19 protein-coding genes and 3 pseudogenes are annotated in these 21,720 nt (G+C 62.8%); 13 read left to right on the forward strand and 9 right to left on the reverse strand.

Translation table 11 applies throughout. From position 1 onward, the window contains the following. Positions 1–87 precede the first annotated feature (87 nt). Positions 88–524: pseudogene (locus tag NLY44_RS17985) on the forward strand (VOC family protein). 66 nt (positions 525–590) lie between these two features. On the opposite strand, the gene NLY44_RS17990 reads toward NLY44_RS17985, so the two are convergent. From NLY44_RS17990 to NLY44_RS18015, 6 genes and pseudogenes are all read right to left on the reverse strand, one after another. Continuing rightward, a complete protein-coding gene (locus NLY44_RS17990; RefSeq protein ID WP_156940969.1) occupies positions 591–1,280 on the reverse strand; it encodes a hypothetical protein in 690 nt (229 codons plus the stop codon). Between the two features lie 100 nt (positions 1,281–1,380). Beyond that, positions 1,381–3,006 carry a copper resistance CopC/CopD family protein gene (locus NLY44_RS17995; RefSeq protein WP_023804594.1) on the reverse strand — a complete coding sequence of 542 codons (1,626 nt, stop codon included), beginning with the start codon at positions 3,004–3,006 and terminating at the stop codon, positions 1,381–1,383. 53 nt (positions 3,007–3,059) lie between these two features. Beyond that, a pseudogene (locus NLY44_RS18000) lies at positions 3,060–3,577 on the reverse strand (YcnI family copper-binding membrane protein). Between the two features lie 39 nt (positions 3,578–3,616). Then, on the reverse strand, positions 3,617–4,156 hold the full coding sequence (locus NLY44_RS18005) for a copper chaperone PCu(A)C (protein WP_023804592.1): 540 nt from the start codon (positions 4,154–4,156) through the stop codon (positions 3,617–3,619). Positions 4,157–4,260: 104 nt separating this feature from the next. Then, complete coding sequence (locus NLY44_RS18010; protein ID WP_023804591.1) at positions 4,261–4,617, reverse strand: DUF2946 family protein; 357 nt, start codon at positions 4,615–4,617, stop codon at positions 4,261–4,263. Between the two features lie 214 nt (positions 4,618–4,831). Further along, the gene (locus NLY44_RS18015; protein WP_023804590.1) at positions 4,832–5,734 is read right to left on the reverse strand and encodes a GntR family transcriptional regulator; all 903 of its coding nucleotides are present in this window, start codon (positions 5,732–5,734) and stop codon (positions 4,832–4,834) included. Positions 5,735–5,991: 257 nt separating this feature from the next. Here NLY44_RS18015 and NLY44_RS18020 point away from each other — a divergent pair, with 257 nt between their 5' ends. The 7 genes and pseudogenes from NLY44_RS18020 (at position 5,992) to NLY44_RS18050 (ending at position 13,584) form a co-directional block, all read left to right on the forward strand. Continuing rightward, a complete protein-coding gene (locus NLY44_RS18020; protein ID WP_023804589.1) occupies positions 5,992–7,497 on the forward strand; it encodes a UxaA family hydrolase in 1,506 nt (501 codons plus the stop codon). A gap of 52 nt (positions 7,498–7,549) precedes the next feature. Beyond that, entirely contained in the window at positions 7,550–8,548 is a 999-nt protein-coding gene (locus tag NLY44_RS18025; RefSeq protein ID WP_023698173.1) for an aldo/keto reductase, read from the forward strand. 73 nt (positions 8,549–8,621) lie between these two features. Further along, positions 8,622–8,837 (forward strand): hypothetical protein, encoded by a 216-nt coding sequence (locus NLY44_RS18030; RefSeq protein WP_023686617.1) that lies wholly within the window; start codon positions 8,622–8,624, stop codon positions 8,835–8,837. Positions 8,838–8,849: 12 nt separating this feature from the next. Continuing rightward, entirely contained in the window at positions 8,850–9,842 is a 993-nt protein-coding gene (locus NLY44_RS18035; protein WP_023686618.1) for an ABC transporter substrate-binding protein, read from the forward strand. Positions 9,843–9,985: 143 nt separating this feature from the next. After that, the gene (locus NLY44_RS18040; protein ID WP_031201310.1) at positions 9,986–11,509 is read left to right on the forward strand and encodes a sugar ABC transporter ATP-binding protein; all 1,524 of its coding nucleotides are present in this window, start codon (positions 9,986–9,988) and stop codon (positions 11,507–11,509) included. 23 nt (positions 11,510–11,532) lie between these two features. Next, positions 11,533–12,497, forward strand: a pseudogene (locus NLY44_RS18045) (ABC transporter permease). 70 nt (positions 12,498–12,567) lie between these two features. Continuing rightward, positions 12,568–13,584 carry a zinc-binding alcohol dehydrogenase family protein gene (locus NLY44_RS18050; RefSeq protein ID WP_023804588.1) on the forward strand — a complete coding sequence of 339 codons (1,017 nt, stop codon included), beginning with the start codon at positions 12,568–12,570 and terminating at the stop codon, positions 13,582–13,584. A gap of 247 nt (positions 13,585–13,831) precedes the next feature. Here NLY44_RS18050 and NLY44_RS18055 read toward each other — a convergent pair whose 3' ends face one another. The 3 genes from NLY44_RS18055 to NLY44_RS18065 all read right to left on the reverse strand — a co-directional run bounded on the left by NLY44_RS18055 (position 13,832) and on the right by NLY44_RS18065 (position 17,070). Next, positions 13,832–14,683: a sugar phosphate isomerase/epimerase family protein gene (locus NLY44_RS18055; RefSeq protein ID WP_023804587.1), complete on the reverse strand. Its 852-nt coding sequence runs from the start codon at positions 14,681–14,683 to the stop codon at positions 13,832–13,834. Between the two features lie 125 nt (positions 14,684–14,808). Continuing rightward, complete coding sequence (locus NLY44_RS18060) at positions 14,809–15,996, reverse strand: Gfo/Idh/MocA family protein (protein WP_023804586.1); 1,188 nt, start codon at positions 15,994–15,996, stop codon at positions 14,809–14,811. An 18-nt stretch (positions 15,997–16,014) separates the two neighbouring features. Next, a complete protein-coding gene (locus NLY44_RS18065) occupies positions 16,015–17,070 on the reverse strand; it encodes a sugar phosphate isomerase/epimerase family protein (protein WP_023726430.1) in 1,056 nt (351 codons plus the stop codon). Positions 17,071–17,468: 398 nt separating this feature from the next. Between NLY44_RS18065 and NLY44_RS18070 the strand changes: the two genes are divergently transcribed. The 5 genes from NLY44_RS18070 (at position 17,469) to NLY44_RS18090 (ending at position 21,700) form a co-directional block, all read left to right on the forward strand. Beyond that, positions 17,469–18,356, forward strand: coding sequence for a sugar phosphate isomerase/epimerase family protein (locus NLY44_RS18070; RefSeq protein ID WP_023669836.1), 888 nt, complete (start codon positions 17,469–17,471; stop codon positions 18,354–18,356). A 9-nt stretch (positions 18,357–18,365) separates the two neighbouring features. Further along, the gene (locus NLY44_RS18075) at positions 18,366–19,535 is read left to right on the forward strand and encodes a mandelate racemase/muconate lactonizing enzyme family protein (RefSeq protein WP_023683009.1); all 1,170 of its coding nucleotides are present in this window, start codon (positions 18,366–18,368) and stop codon (positions 19,533–19,535) included. A gap of 2 nt (positions 19,536–19,537) precedes the next feature. Next, positions 19,538–20,254, forward strand: coding sequence for a FadR/GntR family transcriptional regulator (locus NLY44_RS18080; protein WP_023686625.1), 717 nt, complete (start codon positions 19,538–19,540; stop codon positions 20,252–20,254). Between the two features lie 84 nt (positions 20,255–20,338). Continuing rightward, on the forward strand, positions 20,339–21,319 hold the full coding sequence (locus NLY44_RS18085) for an NAD(P)-dependent oxidoreductase (protein ID WP_023686626.1): 981 nt from the start codon (positions 20,339–20,341) through the stop codon (positions 21,317–21,319). Between the two features lie 3 nt (positions 21,320–21,322). Further along, entirely contained in the window at positions 21,323–21,700 is a 378-nt protein-coding gene (locus NLY44_RS18090) for a hypothetical protein (protein ID WP_023686627.1), read from the forward strand. The last annotated feature ends 20 nt before the right edge of the window (positions 21,701–21,720 follow it).

Here is a 21,720-nt window from a genome sequence, read left to right on the forward strand (position 1 = left end):
CTGCGTTGTGTCAGACCGAGTCAGGAAGGGTCAGTTGGTGACCAGGCGACGCCTTGCCGATCGAACATATGACGTTAGGTTGGACATATGGCAGTCAAACGGATGGACAATGTCGGAATCGTCGTCGATGACCTCGACGAGACGATTGCTTTCTTTGCGAGCTCGGCCTCGAACTGGAAGGGCGGGCGACGATCGAAGGCGAGTGGGCCGGACGTGTCACCGGGCTCGGCGATCAGCACGTCGAGATTGCCATGATGCGCTCACCGGATGGCTATAGCCGGCTCGAGCTCTCCCGCTTCCTCACGCCGACTGTCGTCGCCGATCACCGCAACGCCCCGGTCAACGCCCTGGGCTACCTGCGCGTCATGTTTACCGTGGACGACATCGACGACACGCTGGAAAGGCTCCGCAAGCGTGGCGCGCAGCTGGCCGGTGAAGTCGTCCGTTACCAGGAGGTGTATCGGCTCTGCTACATCCGCGGGCCGGAAGGGCATCTCATCGGGTTAGCCCAGGAACTCGGCTGAGCGAGTTGAGAGCCCGACGCGGCTTTCCGGGAGCCAAGTTGCGCTCAGGCGTCGGGTACTATTCTCTTACCAGGGACGAGGAGTGCAGCTCTCCGCGCGGTATGTAGCCAGGACTGCGTCCATGGCCTTGCTGTATTCGCGAAAGCTTGGAATGAGCCCCAATTCGATGGCCTGGGCGACGCATAAATCGCCGGCAGCGGAGGAATTTGCCTGAAAGAGGCAATTTTTCAACTTTGTCATTGGAGCCGGAGGAGGAGGGTTGATTGAACTATAAATGATCGAGCCTGAACGCATGGATACAACCGTGACATCGTCCTTATTCCATCGAGCAGGGTCAAAGATATAGTTGAGATTGCTTTTGCCGTCAGGGTGTTTTGCCGCACCGTAGATGGCAATGACAGTCACATTGGCATCATGCGCATCGCCTTTCATATCCGAATCCGTGGCCGGCATCTTGAGCCCGAGCTCAAGCTCATAGGCAAGCTCCGACAGGGCTTCGCCATCGCCTTCTCGCGCCAAGGGCCAAAGTACCGCCCATTGCTTTTTACATTGCTCTTTGGCGTAGGATTCTCGGGCAAACTTCAGGCGCTCCTCACGGGTCAAACTCGGCTGCGTCAAGCTTTTTTTACCTGTGAGATCGCACCCGCCGGCAAGAAAGAAGACCAGAAGACCGCAACATACTTTCGCTATAGACCGAGCTGATACGACGGCTGATCGAATTGCTTTTTGCCACAAAGAGTGCTCCGTCAGAGGCATCGCTCGATCCCGAACATATCAATGCACCAGTAAAAGCCAATGAACCGCACAAGGCGACTCGTAGCTTATGCGGAAAACGAAAGCATAGCCATTTGGTATATTAGTCGGCGCGGATATCGATCGGCGCTTCGATCTTTACCACTTCGAAATCCGAAACCAGAATATCGAGCCGCGCCGTCCAGCGGCCTGGAATCGGAATGACGAGATTATCGACGCGCCAAGTGCCGTCGCCTGGCTTGGTCGCCGGACGCTTTATCGGCTCGATGCCGGAATCGGGCTTGGACAGCACAAGCGTCACTTGCTTGGCGTCGAGCGGGCCGAAATCGCTATCCATGATGACGATGGAGGCGGTGACCTCTCCGGTATGGCCGGGCGTGATGTCGATGTCGGCCATCGCCTTCATAGTGTGGATATGAGTCGACGTCGGTTGTGCCGCGGCAATTGCCAGCGCCCGTGGAGGCGGCGTGAAGCGCCAGCCGGCGGCAACGCCGAAGATCAGGAGCACGATCAGCATTTCGACTGAGATCGAGCGGGAGAGCCGTCGCCGCACTTCCGTCGCTCCGGCCTCGGCCAAGGCGGTGAGCCGCCATCGATTGACCGCCGCCAGCGTGAACAGAAACACCAGCAGCGCCAGCTTGATCAGCAGCAGCCGGCCATAGGCGGTGTTGACCAGTGCCGCCGGTGTCTGCACCTGGATGATGGCGAGCACCACACCGGCGGCGGCAAGCACTACCACCACGGGCATGATCGCGCGCGAAAACCGCCGCAGGAACGCCCCGGCTTCCACCGATTGGCTGCTCAACGCCAGGCCGAGCGGCAGCAATGCTCCAGCCCAGAAAGCGATGCCGGCGCCATGCAGGAACACCATAGGCCGCGTCAGCCATTGCGGTTCGGCTGCACTGGCATGGCCGCTGGCGGCAAGGGCTGCACCCACACCGGCCAGCCCGGCGAGCGCCAACGGCCTGGCGCCGGCACGCGATCCGACCAACGACAGCAGGCCAAGCCCGAGCGCCGCCAGCGAAATCAGCACCGTCCAGCCGAAGCTGGTGCCAAGCGCCGTCCGCCAGACCACCGGTTGCGCCAGCCGGGCGAGTGGCGCGCCCAGCGCGTCCAGCCCCTGGAACCCGAGCGACAGGGGTGCTGCGACCAGCCCGCAGAGGATGGCGGCAATGACGAAGCGCTGGCCTGAGCGCTGGCCTTGCGCCAGCCATGTCAGCGCGAAGGCGCCGCCAATGCCGAGGAAAAGCCCGATGTAGAGAAGAACCTTGCCGGTCCAGATCGCTGACCGCAAATCTATATCGACAGCTTCCCCCACCGCCGGCGCCGCACTTGGCGCGCCAACGGAAAACAGCACCGAGCCGCCGACCGGATGGCCATCGGCGGAAATCACCCGCCAGCTCAAGACATGGGTGCCCGGCCCGAGCTTTTGTGGATTGTCGATCTCAACCGTTTGGTCGCTCAACCGAAACGAGGTCAAAGCGACAGGCGTACCGTCGGGCCGCACCAAGGTCAGCACCAGCGGCGACACAGGCTCGCTGAAGGTCAGCGAAAATTGCGTCGGCGCTCGCTCCAGAACCGCGCCGTCGGCAGGCTCGGCCTTGATCAGCGCCGCATGGGCAAAGGCCTGGTTTGGCGTGGCAAGGACGGCAAGCAGCAGGATCGCGGCCAGCAAGCTGAAGCACCTGCCGGCTGTCCGTTCTATCCGCTGGAAACAGGCCACGTTCATGCCATCCACCAAAACAGTGGCGCGCCGCTTCGAAGCAGCGCGCCGCCAATGCATCATTTCTTCGGCAGCAGGTTGAGGCCGGGCGCCGGATCTTCCAGCGCATCCTCATCCTGACCAGCCGCCGGAATCTCTATCCAACGCGTGGTGGCGCCATCGCATTCCTGCACCACCGGAAAATAGAGTTTTTGCCCGGCCGGCAGATCGGCGGCCAACGTGCCGCGGAAGACGAACTCGTCATAAAATTCATCCGGCAGGCTGCCGCCGCTCCAGTCGACTTCCTTGACGCCCGAGGTCACCGCCTCGCCATAGAGCTGGTAGGATTTCTCGTACTTGCCTTTCTTGACCTGCAGCGTCCAGCCCGGCTTCGGCATCGGCTTCACTCCGATCACCCCTTCCGGGATCTGCACGCGCACGGCAATCGTCGCCTTGCCGTCGCAGCCATGCGGCACCTGCAGCACGGCCTTGTAGGTCGAACCGACCGGCGCTTCCTGGGTTTCGAGCGTGATATGGCCGAAGGCAGCGCTTGTCCCAGGACAAGGAATGCAGCGGCCGGCAAAAGATACTTGTTCATGATGGTCCCTCTCGAAAAATCGGTTGGCAAATTGATTGGTCAGTCGTTGTCTTCGAGGGGTGGCGCGCTGCCTATGGCTTGCACGGCAAACTCGACGGTCACGGTTCCGGCCTTCTCGAAAGTCAGCGTGGCGGCAAACATCTGGCCTTCTTTAGGCGGCTGCGTCAGATCCATGAACATCACGTGGTAGGCGCCAGGACCCAGCGTGATCTTGCCGCCCGCCGGAATGTCCAGGCCGCCACTGACCGGGCGCATGGTCATGACGCCATCCTTCACCCCCATTTCATGCAGTTCGGCCTTGCCCGAAATGTCGGAGGAAATCGACAGCAGCCGGTCCGGCGCGCTGCCCTTGTTGACGATGGTGAAATAGCCGCCGGCAACCTTGGCGCCGGCCGGCGTGGCGCGCGACCAGGGATGCTCGATCTCGATGTCACCGGCCTTGAATTCATGCGCAAGGACGGAATGGGAGCCGACGAACAACAGTGCAAAGGCGAACAGGGCGCTGCCGAGACGCTGCTCGATAGTGCTGAATAAACGGGTGCTGCGGCGCAACGCGCCGGCATGACGAAAACGGGACATGGGTAGGCTCCATGAATATGAGGTCGCGCCGTTGTCTGGCTGCGAACGTGTTTGTCATTGGATGATTATCGCCTGCGCAGGTTACGCAAAGCGAGCGGCGGTTTTCAGCCCGCAAGCGGCGGCGCGCGCGGATTGGCCGGAGAGCGCTCGCGCGTGACGTCGGGATGCCTGACTGCCGGCGGGGCAAAAGCGACTGTTTCCAAGGACTGGCTGACCGGCGCCAGGCCGACGCCTGCCGGCGGCGCATAGGCGACGGAGGCCATGCTGCAGCCGAGCATGCAGCACGCCGGCATATGCTGCTGGTGCGGATCGCCGCCGGGAAGCTTGACCGCTCCCTCATGGCTGCAGATGACATTGCCGAAAGCGTCGAGTTGCGAGGCATCCGGCGCAATGCCGAAGGCAAACACGCCGAGCGTCGACTGGAGCAGCAGCACACAGGCCGCGACAAAGGCGGCCGTCATGCTCCATCTCTTACGCCGGAAGTCCAAAGACCTGCCTCTTCACGCAGCAACGCGTGGATATCTAGCACGCGGCATGTCGGCGGAAAATCGCCAAATCATCGCTGCGGCAACGCGGCGCGTTCGATCCATGTCGCACAAAAGTGCGCAGCGGTTTGGGATAACGACATGCATAGGCAAAGATCTTGTGCGCATAACGTCCCTTGGGACGTCGCGCTCAGGAAGCCGGGCGGCCGCCGATTTCCGGAATCGACGTCAACAGCGTGTGGCGTGCGGACTTCAGATGCTTGCGGCAGGCGGCGTCGACCTTGCCGAGATCGCGCGATTTGAGCGCCGCGATGTAGGCGAGATGCTCGCTTACCGCGACTTCGTTGCGCTCGCGCTCCTGCGCCTTGTTCCACTGGTAGTGGTAGTGAAAGATCATGGCGATGACGTCGTAGAAATCGACGATGAAGCGGTTGTGCGACGCCCGGTGGATCAGCCGGTGGAAGCGCTCGTCGAGCTCCGAGAATTCGTTGAAGCGGATGGCGATTTCGCTGGCCAGAAGCCGGTGCTCGTCTTCCAGCCGGTCGAGATCCGCCCAGACCGGACTATCCCCAGGCAAGGCGGCAAAGGCCGCCGCCGAGCGTATCTCGAACATTTCGCGGATTTCAGTGAGTTCGAGCGCAAAGGCACGGGTAAATCCTTTCAGCACCCAGTGGCTGTTGCGCCGCTTCTCGATCAGGCCGAAGCGGGAGAAGCGGATCAGGAACTCGCGCACGCTGGTGGTGCCGACGCCGATCTCGCGCGCCAGTTCGAGCTCGTTGATCTGCATGCCGGCCTCTGCACCGCCGGCCAGCAACCTGCGCATAAACGACCGCTCGATGATCTGGGCCAGTGTGTCTGTCTCCTCCTCGGGGAAGAAATCATCCGGCTTCGGCGCCCTGAGCACTGTCTTGCTGCGTTTGTTCCACGCGATCAGCCCGGTCTCTTCCATGCGCGCCAGAATGGTGCGCACGGTGGTCCGGCTGACGCCGAGCAAAGTGCCCAGTTCCGGCTCCGACGGCAGGCTCAGCGTCTCATCGAGCAGCCGCAGACCCCTGTTGTAAGCGTCCTTGTAGACGTTGTTGCTCTTCGACATCCCTGCCCCGTTGCGCGCCGGCGCTTGCTGTGGCTGGCTTGAAGCGCGATATCACATATGTCCTGGCGCTGACCCGGCAAAGCAAAACGCTCTGCGTGTCAGACGCCGCTCCCCACAAGCCAAGCATCCGTCGGACGCATGGTCTCCTCCTGAAAAAACAATTGACGCACAAATGTTTTTTCACGATAAAAGACATTATATGTAAACAGACGCGTGTCAATCCGCGCATCCCCAGGAACAGACCCAGGAAACTGCCCGTGAACGCCTCGAACAGCATTCTTCTGTCCCCCGCCGACAATGTCGCGGTCGCCAATGGCCGCATCGAGATCGGCACCCCTCTGCCCGGCGGCGCCGTCGCCACGGCCTTGATCGAGCCCGGCCACAAGGTGGCGATCAAGCCTATCGCCGCCGGCGAGGCGGTGGTCAAGTATGCCCAGGCCATCGGCCGCGCCACCCAGGACATCGCGCCCGGCGACCACGTCCATTCGCACAATCTGGTTTTTGAATCCGGCCGCCTGCCGGTGGTGCCGCCGAGCGAGGCCGAGCACGCCACCGAAGCTGACCGCGCCCGGACATTCATGGGCTATCGTCGCGCCGATGGCCGTGCCGGCACCCGCAACTTCATCGGCATCATCGCCAGCGTCAATTGCTCGGCCACCGTCTGCCACGCCATCGCCGACGAGGCCAACCGCGTGCTGCTGCCGAAACATCCGGGGATCGACGGCTTCGTCCCGATCGTCCATGGCCAGGGCTGCGGCATGAGCGGCACCGGCGACGGCATGATGGTGCTGCACCGCACGCTCGCCGGCTACACCCGCCACCCGAATTTCGGCGGCGCGCTGATGGTCGGCCTCGGCTGCGAGGTCAACCAGCTTACCCTTTACGGCCAGAAAGGTGCGGCGGCGGGAAAACGCCATTTCAACATCCAGGACGCCGGCGGTTCGCGCAAATCGGTCGAAAAAGCGATGGGCGTGCTCGCCGAAATCGCCGAGGAAGTCGGCCAGTATCAGCGCGAGCCGATCCCGGTCTCGGAGATCGTCGTCGGCCTGCAATGCGGCGGTTCCGACGGCATGTCGGGCATCACCGCCAATCCCGCGCTGGGAGCGGCGGTCGACATCCTGGCCGGCGTCGGCGGCATCGGCATCCTGTCGGAGACGACGGAGATCTATGGCGCCGAACATCTGCTCGCCTATCGCGCGGCAACGCCGGAGATCGCCAAGAAGCTCGACGGTTTCGTCAAATGGTGGGAGGACCATGTCGCCAAGCACGGCGCCTCGATCGACAACAACCCCTCGCCCGGCAACAAGCGCGGTGGCCTGACCACCATCCTGGAAAAGTCGCTGGGCGCCGTGGCCAAAGGCGGCCAGACTCCGCTCAACGGCGTCTTCGGTTATGCCGAAAAGGTCACCGGCAGTGGCTTGGTGTTCATGGACACGCCCGGTTACGACCCGGTCTCGGCGACCGGTCAGGTGGCGGGCGGCGCCAACATCATCGTCTTCACCACCGGCCGCGGCTCCTGCTTCGGCTGCCGGCCCACGCCGTCGATCAAGGTCGCCACCAACTCGACCATGTACCACCAGATGGAAGAGGACATGGACGTCAATTGCGGCGTCATCGCTTCGGGTGAGAAGACCATCGCCGGCATGGGCCGGGAACTCTTCGAACTCATCGTCGAGACGGCATCGGGCCGCAAGACCAAGAGCGAGGCGTTCGGCTACGGCGACAACGAGTTCGTGCCGTGGCACCTCGGCGCGACGCTCTAACCACCGACGAAAAAAGCGGGCTGCAAAGACGGCTCACAAGGGGAGGCTGTGGATGGACAAACGCCGCATCGGCACGACTGCGCTCGAGGTAACCGAGATAAGCTTCGGCGGGGCGGCGATCGGCGGGCTCTACCGGGCCTGTCCGCGCGAAGCGGCGATGGAGACGCTGCAGACAGCCTGGGATGCCGGCCTGCGCTATTTCGACACCGCGCCCTTCTATGGCTTCGGCCTGTCGGAACGGCGGACCGGCGATTTCCTGCGCTACAAGCCGCGGGATTCCTATGTGCTGTCGACCAAGGTCGGACGGTTGTTCCGCCCGGTGCCGGAAGACCAGGTTCCCGATCATTCCTATGTCGACCCGCTGCCCTTCGAGCTCGACTACGACTACTCCTATGACGGCATCATGCGCTCGGTCGAGTTCTCCTATGCCCGGCTCGGGCTGAACCGGATAGACATCCTGTTTGTGCACGACATCGGCACCTACACACATGGCGTCGAGAAGACGAAGCTGCACTTTCGCCAGCTGATCGACGGCGGCTTGAAGGCGCTGGAAGAGCTTAAAACGTCCGGCGTGATTTCCGCCTATGGGCTCGGCGTCAACGAGGTGCAGATCTGCCTCGACGTGCTGTGCGAAGCGCCGCTCGACTGCATCCTGCTGGCCAGCCGCTATTCGCTGCTCGACCGCTCGGCTGAAGCCGAGTTGCTGCCGCTGTGTCGTGAGCGACAGACTTCGCTCATCATCGGCGGCGTTTTCAACTCCGGCATCCTGGCGACCGGGCCGGTGCACGGCGCGCATTTCGATTATCTGCCGGCGACGCAGGACATACTCGAGCGTGTTGGGGCGATGGAGAAAATCGCTGATGAGGGCGGATATCCGCTGGCGGCGGCTGCATTGCAGTTTCCGCTGCAGGAGCCTGTCGTGGCCAGCGTGCTGACCGGAACGGCCAAGCCCGCCAACCTGACGCGCAACCTCGACCTGTTCAACGTCCAGGTGCCGCAAGCGGAATTCGCCCGCTACACTCCCTACACCATCGTTCAGGAGCTCGGCTGACGAAACGCCACGATCACGGCTCTCAAGAAGGAATGAATATTCCATATTGACTCGACGGTGGAATTAATATTCCATGATGATCAAGGAGGATCGGGAGCGTCTGGACGTGGCACTGAGGATCGGCAGGGAGGTTTCCCCGCCGAGCCATGCGCAGGCCTATATGAAACACCGCTTGCGTCGGCCGGACCGATGCACTATCAAAAAGCGGCAACTGTTTTTTATTGATAAAGTTCCTTTTGGGCCGCGCCTATCCAAATGGAGCTTCCGCAACCTTCACCGGGCGATCTAGGGAGGATTCCTAATGAAATTCGTGACCAGCATTCTCAACCGCCGCTCACTGATGGCACTTGCTGCCGCCTCGATGCTTGCCGGCACGCTGCAGACGGCGCCGGCTTCGGCGGCGGACGTGACCATTCCGATCATCGTCAAGGACACCACGTCCTTCTACTGGCAGATCGTCCTGGCCGGCGCCCGCAAGGCCGGCAAGGATCTCGGCGTCAACGTACCCGAACTCGGCGCCCAGGCTGAAACCGACGTCAACGGCCAGGTTTCGATCCTCGAGAATGCCGTCGCCGGCAACCCGGCCGCGATCGTCATCGCGCCGACCGAATTCAAGGCGCTCGGCAAGCCGATCGATGAAGCGGCCAGCAAGGTCAAGGTCATCGGCATCGACTCCGGCGCCGACTCCAAGGCGTTCACCTCGTTCCTGACCACCGACAATGTGCAGGGCGGTCGCGTCGCCGCTGACGGTCTTGCAGCAGCCATCGGCGAAGCCAATGGCGGCAAGATCGAGGGCGACGTCGCCCTGATCACCAACGCGCCGGGCGCCGGTTCGCTGGAGCAGCGCAAGCAGGGCTTCACCGAGCAGCTGGCCGCGAAATATCCGGGGCTCAAGCTCGTCGCGGACAAATATGCCGACGGCCAGGCAACGACCGGTCTCAACATCGCCACCGACCTGATCACCGCCAACCCGAACCTCAAGGGCATCTTCGCGTCCAACCTGATCATGGCGCAGGGCGTCGGTCAGGCTGTCGCCGAGAACAACCTTGGCGGCAAGCTGGCGCTGGTCGGCTTCGACAGCGACGAGAAGCTGATCAAGTTCCTCAATGACGGCGTCATTTCCGCGCTCGTCGTCCAGGATCCGTACCGGATGGGCTATGACGGCATCAAGACCGCGCTCGCCGCCTCGAAGGGCGAGAAGGTCGAGGCCAATGTCGACACCGGCGCCAACCTGGTGACCAAGGCAAACATGAAAGACCCCAAGATCGACGCCCTGCTCAACCCGAAGCTCTGAGCCCGTCAGGCAAAAATCGTTTCCGGGGCCTCGCGCCTCGGAAACATTCGACCGGCTTGAATATCCACCGGCTAGAATTACCTCGGCGATGTGGCTGACTGCATCGCGACGTGCCAACCGTAAGGCCAACCTGGAGGATTGTCATGAAGCCCACGGCGCAGGAACTGCACCCGGCCCCAACGCTAGCGCCCGGCAGGACGATCCTCGAACTGCACGGACTGGAAAAGCGCTATCCCGGCACGCATGCGTTGAAGCCCGTTCACCTTGCCTTCAAGGCAGGTGAGATCCACGCCATCGTCGGCGAGAACGGCGCCGGCAAATCCACCTTGATCAAGCTTCTGACCGGCGTCATGCCGCGCACCTCCGGCGATGTCATCTGGGAGGGCAAGCCGGCAGCGCTGGCAACCCCGCACGAGGCAATGGCGCTGGGCATCAACGCCGTGCATCAGGAGGTCGTGCTCTGTCGCCATCTCACCGTCGCCGCCAACATGTTCCTCGGCGAGGAGAATTCGCGCTTCGGCATCCTGCAGCAGCGCGCCATGGTCAAGGAAGCGCAGAAGATCATCGACGGTCTCGGCTTCGACCTGCCGGCGCATGTCATGCTGGGTGACCTCACCATCGGCCAGCAGCAGCTGATCGCCGCCGCCCGCGCCACCGTGCGCGGCACCAAATTCCTGATCTTCGACGAGCCGACCGCCTATCTCACCCGCAAGGAAGCCGACCAGCTGTTCACGCTGATCCGCAGGCTCAAGGGCGAAGGCGTCACCATCATCTACATCAGCCATCGCATGGAAGAGGTGTTCGAGCTCGCCGATCGCGTCTCGGTGCTGCGCGACGGCACGCTGGTCGGCACCCGCAACATTGCCGAGACCAATGACGCCGAGCTGGTCAAGATGATGATCAACCGCTCGATCGAGCAAGTCTACCATAAGGAGCATTTCACCCCCGGTGCCGTGATCGTTGAAGCGAAAAACCTGTCGGGCAAGGGTTTCGAAGACGTCTCGATGACGGTGCGCGCCGGCGAGATCGTCGGGCTCTATGGCCTGATCGGCGCCGGGCGGAGCGAGTTCGTCACCACGCTCTATGGCCGCCACAAGAAGTCGGCCGGACAGGTCCTTTGGCAAGGCAAGCCGGTCCACATCAATTCCGAGCACGACGCGATCAAGCTCGGCATGGCGCTGGCGCCGGAAAGCCGCCGCGACCAGGGCCTGTGCCTGAACCTGCCGGTCGGCCTCAACCTCAACCTGCCGATCTACAAGCGCATCTCCAACAACCTGCTGATTTCGAACACGAAGGAAAAGGCTGAAGCCGATCGCCAGATCGCCGGCCTCCGCATCAAAACGCCAACACGCGGCGCCCTGGCCTCCAGCCTGTCCGGCGGCAACCAGCAGAAGATCGTCATCGGCAAATGGCTGGCGCACGGCGCCAAGCTGTTCATCTTCGACGAGCCTACGGTCGGCGTCGATGTCGGCACCAAGGCCGAGATCTACCGCCTGTTCGGGGAACTGTTGTCCAAGGGCGCCGGCATCATCCTGATCTCGTCCTATCTGCCCGAGGTTTACGAGCTCGCCGATACGCTGCACGTGTTCCGGCGCGGCAAACTGGTCGCCAGCCATGGCTTTCGCGCCGCCAGCCACGAAGACGTGCTGACACAGGCGATCGGCTGACAAAACAAGAAACGGGAGGAACCATGAGCATCGAAACCATCGCGATCGAAAAACCGAAACGGAACTACAACGTCCTGTTTGGGCTGACGCTTCTGGCGTTGCTGGTTCTGCTCTGGATCGTGCTGTCGGTGGCGACGCCGAGCTTCGCCTCCTCCAACAACATCGCCAATCTTTGCGGCAGGGCTCGATGATCGCCATCATGGCGGTCGGCCAGACCTTCGTCATCATCACCGGCGGCATCGACCTCTCGGTCGGCGCCGTGGTCGGCTTCGCCACCGTCATTGTCGCCATGATGATCAATGCCGGCTTCCCGATCTGGGTCGCCATTCTGGTGACGCTGCTGGTCGGCGTTGCCATCGGCCTGTTCCATGGCTTCGGCATCGTCAAGATGGGCCTGCCGCCCTTCATCATCACGCTGGCGACGCTGACCTCGTTGCGCGGCATCGGCCTGTTGATGACCAACGGCAATTCGATCAACATCAACAGCGACAGCTTCACCGCGTTCTCGCGCAGTTCCTTTGTCGGCATCCCCAATCTGTTCTGGATGGTGATCCTGGTCGGTATCCCGGCCTACATCTTCCTGCACCACAGCCGCTGGGGCCGCTATCTCTTCTCCGTGGGATCCAATGCCGAGGCTTCGCGCCTCTCGGGCGTCAATGTCCAGCGCACCATCTACATGGCCTACACGCTGTCGGGCCTGTGCGCGGCCTTCGTCGGCGTGCTGCTGGCGGCGCGCATCGGCATCGGCAACCCGACCCAGGCCGAAGGTTGGGAGTTGCAGGCGATCGCCTCATCGGTGATCGGCGGCACTTCGCTGTTCGGCGCCGTCGGCTCGGTGCATGGCCCGCTGCTCGGCGCCTTCATCCTGGCCACCATCAACAACGGCGCCAATCTGCTCAACGTCAACTCGTTCTGGCAGCGCATCATCACCGGCGCGTTGATCATCATCATCGTCTATTTCGACGGCCTGCGCCGTCGCGGCAAGTAATCCTCCCTGACCTTCCGTGTCGGTCCGCTCAACAACGGACCGGCGCCTTTTTGAACACTGGAATTGCCGAATGAAAGCTGTTGTCTGCCGCTCGCCCGGCGAGCTTGTCCTGGAAGACCGGCCGGCGCCAGGAGCGCCGCTTGCCGGCTGGGCGCTGGTCGCCGTCAGCCATGTCGGCATCTGCGGCACCGACTACCACATCTTCGAAGGCAAGCACCCGTTCCTCGCCTATCCCCGCATCATGGGCCACGAAGTGTCGGGCACCGTCGTCGAGACCGGCGAAGATGTCGACCTTGCCGTGGGCGAGCCCGTCATCATCAATCCCTATCTCGCTTGCGGAAAATGCATCGCCTGCCGGCACGGCAAGCCGAATTGCTGCGTCAGGATCGAAGTGCTTGGCGTGCATCGCGACGGCGCCATGGCCGAGCAGATCCTGGTGCCGGCAGAGAATCTTTATCCGTCAAACGGCCTATCTCTGGCCGACGCGGCGGCGGTGGAATTCCTCGCCATCGGCGCGCATGCCGTACGGCGTGCCCGCGCCGAACCAGGCGCCCGCACCCTGGTCATAGGTGCCGGGCCGATCGGCCTTGGCGCAGCGCTGTTTGCGCGCATCGCCGGGCTCGATGTCAGCCTGCTCGACATGAGCACGGAGCGGCTGGATTTTGCAAAAGGCGAACTCGGCTTCGCCACGCTCGACGGCTCACAAAAAGCGGCAGCCGAACTGGTGCGCGAGGCAACCGGCGGCGAAGGGTTCGACATCGTCTTCGACGCCACCGGCAACACCGCCTCGGTGCAGTCGGCCTTCGCCCATGTCGCGCATGGTGGCACGCTCGTGCTGGTCAGTGTCGTCAAGGACGACATCGTCTTTTCCGACCCGGAATTCCACAAGCGGGAAATGACATTGATCGGCAGCCGCAACGCGCTCAAGGCCGACTTCGACCACGTCGCCGCCTCGATCCGCAACGGCGCGGTGCCGCTGGCAAAACTCGTCACCCACCGCACCACGCTGGCCGGCACGCCGGATGATCTCACCCGCTGGGCGCATGAGAAATCGGGGTTGATCAAGGCTGTGATCGAGGTGGGGTAAGACATCCGAAAAATTTGGTGGAGCGATAAGTGCCCCTCATCCACGGGCGGAGCAAGGAGCGAAGCGACGCGGCGCAGACCCGAGGTTTCATTCGGTGACGTCTGCGCTAGAATCCAGCGGTGCAAAAAGAGGCGTCCATTCGCATCTCCTACCTGCACCGCTGCGGCGCGCGACAGTCGCGGCATGGGTCCTCGGGTCTCCGCGTCCGCTGCGCTCCCGCTCCGCCCGTGGATGAGGAAGTGAGCGGCTAAGCCGCCCGCTTCCACCCATCCCTGATATGCCTGTATCCCTCGCGATAAACTGCCTCCGGCGTCTCGGAAAAATCCCGCCACACCTTGGTCGCCGCCGCCAGATCCTTCAGCGATCTGCCAAACGCCTCGATCGTCAGCCAGTCGTCATAGCCGCTCTTGCGGATGGCCGCGAAAGTCTCTTTCCACGGAATGTTCCCGCGCCCCGGCACGCCGCGATCGTTCTCCGAAATGTGGATGTGCACGACATTCCGCCGGTGCTTCATGTAGGCGCCGATCGGGTCGGCTTCCTCGATATTGGCGTGGAAGGTGTCGTACATCGCCTTGATGTGCGGCCGGTCGATGGCATCGACGTGCTCGGACAGATCGGCCATCGTGTTCAGCAGATAGCACTCGAAACGGTTGAGCGCCTCCAACCCGATGGTAACGTTCCGCTTGCCGGCATGATCGCCAATGGCGCGCTGCGAGGCGATCGAGCGCTTCTTCTCGGCAGCGGTCGGCCCGCTGCCGGAGAAGGCGCCGAGCGTCGAATGCAGCGGCCCGCTCAGCGTACTCGCGCCGAGCGCCTGGGCGCAATCGATCGCCCATTTCATGTAGCCGATGCCGGCCTTGCGGGTCGCGGCATCCGGCGAAATCAGATTCATCGCCGGGTCGCCCATCGCCGTAACAGCCGTGCGCTCCAACCCGATGCGGTCGAGCAGATCGCCAAGCTTCTTGTAGTCCTCTGGCGTGCCTGAGAAGATCGGTATCTCGACGCCGTCGAAGCCGGTCGCCTTGATGTCGCGCAGCAACGGCTCGTGTTTCTTAGACACGGAAGTCGTCCACAAAAACATGCACATGCCGACTTTCATCGACAGCCCCTCCCCGTTTGACGGCGCGCGCTGGTTTCTTTCGCACCTCGCACCATGCGCCCTCATTCGGCCGCTTCGCGGCCACCTTCTCCCCGAAGGGAGAAGAGACTTGGCGCCGGCGCTCCCTAAAGTTTCGTCCACGCCCCGTTCTTCTTCGATGACTTAACGCAGGCCTCGATGAACGCCATACCTTCGACGCCGTCCTGGATGGTCGGGAACACCACGTCCTTGCCCGGCTTGCCGCCCTTCTTGCGTGCCGCGCGGATCGCCCGCGCCGCCTCCTGGTAGATGTTGGCGAAGCCTTCGAGATAGCCTTCCGGATGGCCAGACGGAACGCGGCTGACGCGTCCCGCAACTGGCAGCGCGCCGGCGCCGTTGCGGGTGAGCAACTGCTTGGGCTGGCCGAACGGCGTGTACCAGAGATAGTTCGGATCGGCCTGCACCCATTCCAGCCCGCCCTTCGAGCCGTAGATGCGCAGCTTCAGCCCGTTCTCGTGGCCGGGCGCCACCTGGCTCGCCCAGATCATGCCCTTGGCCGGATGCACCTTGCCGACCGGCTTGAAGCGCAGCATGACATTGACATTGTCGTCGAGCAGCCGCCCCGGCACGAAAGCGTCGAGATCGGCCGACAGGGAATCGAGCTCCAGACCCGAGACGAAGCGCGCCAGATTGTAGGCATGCGTGCCGATGTCGCCGAGCGCGCCGCCCGCGCCCGCCTGCTTGGGGTCGGAGCGCCACGCCGCCTGCTTCTGGCCGGTGGCGGCAAGATCCTCGGTCAGCCAGTCCTGCGGGTACTCGGACTGAACGATGCGGATGTCGCCAAGCTGCCCCTTGGCCACCATCTCGCGCGCCTGCCGGATCATCGGATAGGCAGTGTAATTGTGCGTCAGCACGAACACCTTGCCGGTCTTTTCAACCACGGCCGCGAGCTTCTTGGCCTCGGCCAAAGTCGTCGCCAGCGGCTTGTCGCAGATGACGTGGATGCCCGCCTCGAGGAAGACCTTGGCCGCCGGCACGTGCACATTGTTGGGGGTGACGATCGCCACCGCCTCGATGCCGTCCGGGCGCTTGGCCTCGGCCTTGGCCATCTCGGCATAGGAGGCGTAGCTGCGCGCCGGGTCGAGACCGAGTTCGGCGGCGGAAGCCTTGGCGCGCTCGGGATTGGCCGACAGGGTGCCGGCCACCAGCACGAAGTCATTGTCCATGCGGGCCGCGATCCGGTGCACCGCGCCGATGAAGGCGCCTTGGCCGCCGCCGACCATACCATAGCGGATCGGGCCGCCCCCCGCTTCCGACTTCGATGCGCCGACCATGTCTTTCTCCTGCTTGTCTCAAATACCCATCATGGCGCGCAGCATCTTCTTGTCGGTGGTGCCGCCGGCGAAATCATCAAAGGCCTTTTCCGTCACCCGGATAATGTGGTGCTGGATGAAGGGCGCGCCTTCGGCCGCGCCGTCCTCCGGATGCTTGAGGCAACACTCCCACTCGAGCACCGCCCAGGAATCGTAGCCATACTGGGTAAGCTTGGAGAAGATGCCGCCGAAATCGACCTGCCCGTCGCCAAGCGAGCGGAATCGCCCCGCGCGATTGGTCCAGCTCTGATAGCCGGAATAGACGCCTTGCCGCCCCGTCGGATTGAACTCGGCATCCTTGGCATGGAAGGCCTTGATCCGCTCGTGATAGATGTCGATGAATTCGAGATAGTCGAGCTGCTGCAAAAGGAAATGCGACGGGTCGTAGTTGATGTTGCAGCGCTTGTGACCGCCAACCGCATCCAGGAACATCTCGAAGGTTGCGCCGTCGAAGATGTCCTCGCCAGGATGGATCTCATAGCCGACATCGACGCCGTTTTCGTCATAGACGTCCAGGATCGGCTTCCAGCGTGTGCCGAGCTCGGCGAAGGCCTCCTCGATCAGCCCGGCCGGCCGCTGTGGCCAGGGATAGAGGTACGGGAAAGCTAGGGCGCCGGAAAACGTCACCGAGGCTTTCAGGCCAAGATTCTTCGAGGCCTTGGCGCCGAACTCCATCTGTTCGACCGCCCATTTCTGCCTGGCCTTGGGGTTGTTGTGCACCGCAGGCGGTGCAAAGCCGTCGAACTGGGCATCATAGGCCGGGTGCACCGCCACCAGCTGCCCTTGAAGATGCGTCGATAGTTCGGTGATCTCGACGCCGGCATCCGCGCAGATGCCTTTCACCTCGTCGCAATAGGTCTTGGAAGATGCCGCCTTCTTGAGGTCGAACAGGCGTGCATCCCAGGTCGGGATCTGCACGCCCTTGTAACCGAGACCAGCCGCCCATTTGGTGATCGAGGCCAGCGAATTGAACGGCGCGGTATCCCCCGCGAACTGCGCCAGAAACAGCCCCGGACCCTTCATTGTCGACGGCATCGGCATCCTCCCAATTCATTTTTCCAAGGACCAAGCATAGCGCCTGATGAAAGCAGGGCCAGCCTCTTTGGTCTCTTGTGATGTGCATTCTCGTATCGGCATTCTGGTATTACCAAATACCGGAAATGGGTCAAGCCATTTGACTCACGCGCAAAGCTGCCAGGGCATTCCATTTTTGGCGATATATACCAGCATAATCAATACGGTACACAGATGTCGATATCGCATGGCGGCGGTTCTTGCCGCGCGACAAAAATTGCTGTAGACCTCCATTAGGGCCCAATTGGTCGAACCAGTTGCGCAAAACGCTGGAGCGCCTTGGGGAGGAAACACGCGACGCGCCTTGTGGGGCGCATCGCAGGCGAACTGGCACAGACGAATTCTGGGAAGGATAGACCATGCATCTTTCGACGCACAACTGGATGCGCGCGGAACCGTTGGAGGTGACGCTGAAGCGCATCAAGAAATTCGGCTACGAGTCGATCGAGATTTCCGGCGAGCCCGAGCAATACAAGACCAAGGAGACCCGCGCGCTGCTGAAAGAATACGGCATCCGCTGCTGGGGGTCGGTGACGCTGATGCTGGGCGAACGCAACCTTGCCGCCAGGGACCAGGGCCAGCGCGAACGCTCGGTGCAGTACGTCAAGGACGTGCTGACCATGGTCAGCGAACTTGATGGCGAGATCATAACGCTGGTGCCCGCGACCGTCGGCAAAGTGGTCCCGGACGGCACCGAGGAAGAGGAATGGAAGTGGGTGGTCGACGCCACCCGCGAATGCTTCACCCATGCCAAGAAGGTCGGCGTCAAGATCGCGGTCGAGCCGCTCAACCGCTTCGAGACCTATCTGTTCAACCGCGGCGCGCAGGCGTTGGCCCTGGCCGATGCGGTCAGCCCCGAATGCGGCGTCTGCCTCGACGCCTATCACATCCATATGGAAGAATTTAACGTCCATGACGCGATCCGTCAGGTCGGCAAACGGCTGTTCGACTTCCACGTCGCCGACAACAACCGCTTTGCCGCCGGCCTTGGCCAGATCGATTGGCCACGGATCGTGCAGACGCTGAAGGAAGTCGGCTATGACGGCGCGCTGACCAACGAATTCGTCGCGCCCGTCGACCGCACACCCGCCGCGCCCTATCCCGACATGGTCGACCGGAATCCGGTCGACATTTCTCCCGAACAGCTGAAGTTCATCCAGGATCACGGCTCCAGCGTGCTGACGGAGAAATTCTACACCGACCAGATGCGCATCACGGCCGAAACGCTGCTGCCGCTGATCAAGTAGCCGATCGGGATGCGCATCAAAACGGTCCAGGCGTGGTGGGTCCGCGTGCCGATTGAGGCCGCGAAGCAGCATCGCAGCGACTTTGGCCAGGTGACGACGTTCGACGCCGCCATCCTGCGCATTGAGACTGACGACGGGCTGATCGGCTGGGGCGAGGGCAAGAACGCCGCCGGCAGCGCCGGCAGCTATGGTGCGCTGGTCTACATGCTGAATCACGAGGTCGGGCCGCAGCTGATCGGCCGCGACCCCGCCGACATCGGCATGATCTGGGAGATGCTCTACAACGGCGTGCGCCATGACAGTGCCGCGCGCGCCGGCCATGCCATGCCGCAGCTGGCGCGGCGCGGCATGAGCATTGCGGCAATCAGCGCCGTCGATATCGCGCTCTGGGATATTCTGGGGAAGTCGTTGGGACAGCCGGTGTGGCGGCTCATCGGCGGCCGCAAGCTCGACCGCATGCCGGCCTACGCCTCCGGCGGCTGGGCTGCCGCCGACGCTATCGGCGAGCAGCTCAAATCCTACATCGCCAAAGGCGGCTTCAAGGCGCTGAAGATGCGCGTCGGCGCCATGGACGGCGCCCCGCACATTTCCGCCGCCCGCGTCCGCGCCGCACGGCAGGCGCTCGGTCCTGACGTCGAGTTGATGGTCGACGCGCACGGCACCTATACGGTGGCCGAGGCCAAGCGCTTCATCAGCCTGGCCAGCGATCTCGACCTCGCCTGGTTCGAGGAGCCTGTTATCGCCGACGACAAGGCTGGTATGGCCGAGGTGCGCGCCTCGGGTTCGATCCCGATCGCCACCGGCGAAAGCGAAGCGACGCGCTACGCCTTCCGCGATCTCGCGGTGCTGAAATCCGCCGATATCTTCCAGCCGGATCCGGCCTTTTGCGGCGGTATCAGCGAGGCGATGAAGATCGGCACCATCGCCAGTGCCTTCAATCTGCGCTTTGCCCCGCATCTGTGGGCCGGCGCCCCATGCTTCTTCGCCGGCCTGCATGTTTGTGCGGCCTCGCCTGCCAGTTTTACCGTCGAATATTCGCTCGGCGCCAACCCGATGATCCACGATCTTATCGAAGAGACTGTCGAAGCAAGGGACGGTATGATAGCGATCCCTGAAAAGCCGGGTCTGGGATTCACCATTTCGGAGCGGTTCCTGGAGGCGCACGCGCAACGCGGTTGACGATGAAAGAAAAGAACCTTCTCGCCGAGCTCGCCGCCTATCTCTTCGCCCATTCGGACAAGGAGACCGGCCGCACGCCTTCGGAGCGCGAACTGGCGGAGCATTTCGTCGTCAGCCGCGGCCAGATCCGCGAGGCGCTGGCCATTCTGGAGGCCATGCGCATCGTCGAGCGCCGCGCCAAATCCGGCATTTATGTCGACACCAGGCAGGCCAGTGTAGAAGCCTTGGCTCTTTTTGCCCGCGCGGGCCTGCCGCTCGATCCGGTGCAGATCTACGAGACCGTCGAACTGCGCAAGATCCACGAGATCAAGGCCGCCGAACTTGCCTGTTCGCGTGCCACCGAAGAGAATTTCGAACGCCTGCGGGAGATCCTGAAAGCCTCGGAGGAGTGCATCGCCGCCGGCGAAGGCCTCGCCAAGGAAGACCGCGAATTCCACCTCGAAATCGTGCGGGCGACCAAGAACGGCGTCTTCCACAATATCTGCAGTGTCTATTACCTGATGGGCGAGCAGCGGCTGCCGATCTACTTCAACGATCCCGAGCGCTCAGTGCGCTCGCATGCCGAGCATATCCAGATCTACGAGGCGCTGCTGCGTCGCGACGGCAATCTCGCCCAGGCGCTGATGAGCGCCCACCTGCAAGGCGCGGAAAGCTACTGGAAGGGGATCATCGAGGGCCGGGAGGCGCAAGCGCAAAGCCTGGCACTTGAGAAGGTCTAGTGCAATTCCAGGAAAGGTGTGAAACGGTTTTCTGGGAAAAGCGCGCGGCGCTTTCCTTTGAGAATTGCGACTAGCGAGAGCCCCATGCCCAGAATCCTGTCGACGCACACGCTGCACCCGCGTGCCTCCGCCATGCTGGCGGGCGCCGGCGAACTCGTCGTCGCCTCAGCGCTCGATGCGGCAACGCTGACGGCCGAGGCGAAGCATGCCGACGTCATCATCGTTCGCGCACCGCTGCCGCCGTCGCTGTTCGAAAACGCCACGAAACTCAGAGCAGCGGTCCGCCACGGTGCCGGGCTCGACATGGTGCCGATGGAGGCCGCGGCCGCGGCCGGCGTGCTGGTCGCCAACGTGCCGGCGGTCAATGCGCGTTCGGTCGCCGAATATGTGATGTTCGCGGCCCTTGCCCTGCTTCGGCGCTTCCGTTCGGTAGACCGCGACTTGCGCGCCAAGGGCTGGAATGCCGGCCGCGACCACGCCAGCCATGCCAGCGAGCTTGCCGGCAAGACCATCGGCATCATCGGCTTCGGCGCCATCGGTCAGGCGGTCGCCCATATCGCCGCGCACGGCTTCGGCCTCGACGTCGTGGCGACGACCCGCAGCATGCAGCCGGCACCCGACAGGATCGGCTTCCTGTCGATCGATGCGCTGATCGAACAGAGCGACATCATCGTGCTCTGCTGCCCGCTGACGCCGGAAACGCGCGGCCTGATCAGCCGCGAACGCATTGCCCGCATGAAGCCGGACGCGCTTTTGATCAACATTTCGCGCGGACCGGTGATCGACGACGAGGCGCTGATCGAGGCCTTGCGCCAAGACCGGATCGGCGGCGCCGCACTCGACGTCTTTGCCACGCAGCCGCTGCCGGCAAACCATCCCTATTTCGGTTTCGACAATGTTATCGTCACCCCGCATATGGCGGGGATTACCGAGCAATCGATGATGCGCATGGGCGTGGGCGCGGCCGGCGAGACCTTGCTGGTGCTGGCCAACCGGCTGCCTGTCAATCTGCGCAATCCCGACGTGGTCGAGCATTACCGCAGACGGTTCCCGGCGGACGCGTGAACCATGTCCGGTTTTCGCTTCGCATCTCTGGTTCTCGCAGTGTCGTCGATCGTGGCCTTACCTTCGCTCGCGGCGGCACAAAGCAGCGATTATGTCTATTGCAGCAATGGGATCGTCTGCATGATGGCGCCCTGCCCGTCAGGCAATGCGCTGGATCTGACCACCGGCAATGTCGTTAAAGGCGTGGAGCTCAACACTACGGAATTGCCGCCGCTGGACAGATCGGCACCTGACCTCTCCGACAAGCTTTATGCTGGAAAACTCGTCGTCCGAGGATCGATCCGGCATCGCGGCCAGCCGAACGATCCGCCGATGCTGGTCGTTACCAAAATCGAACGCTCCTCCAAGAAAAGCGAGCGCAAGCGCTGCGCGGCACGTTGACTGCCGACCTACGGCTCGCT

Source organism: Mesorhizobium sp. C089B, assembly GCF_030323125.1.
Lineage (GTDB): Bacteria > Pseudomonadota > Alphaproteobacteria > Rhizobiales > Rhizobiaceae > Mesorhizobium.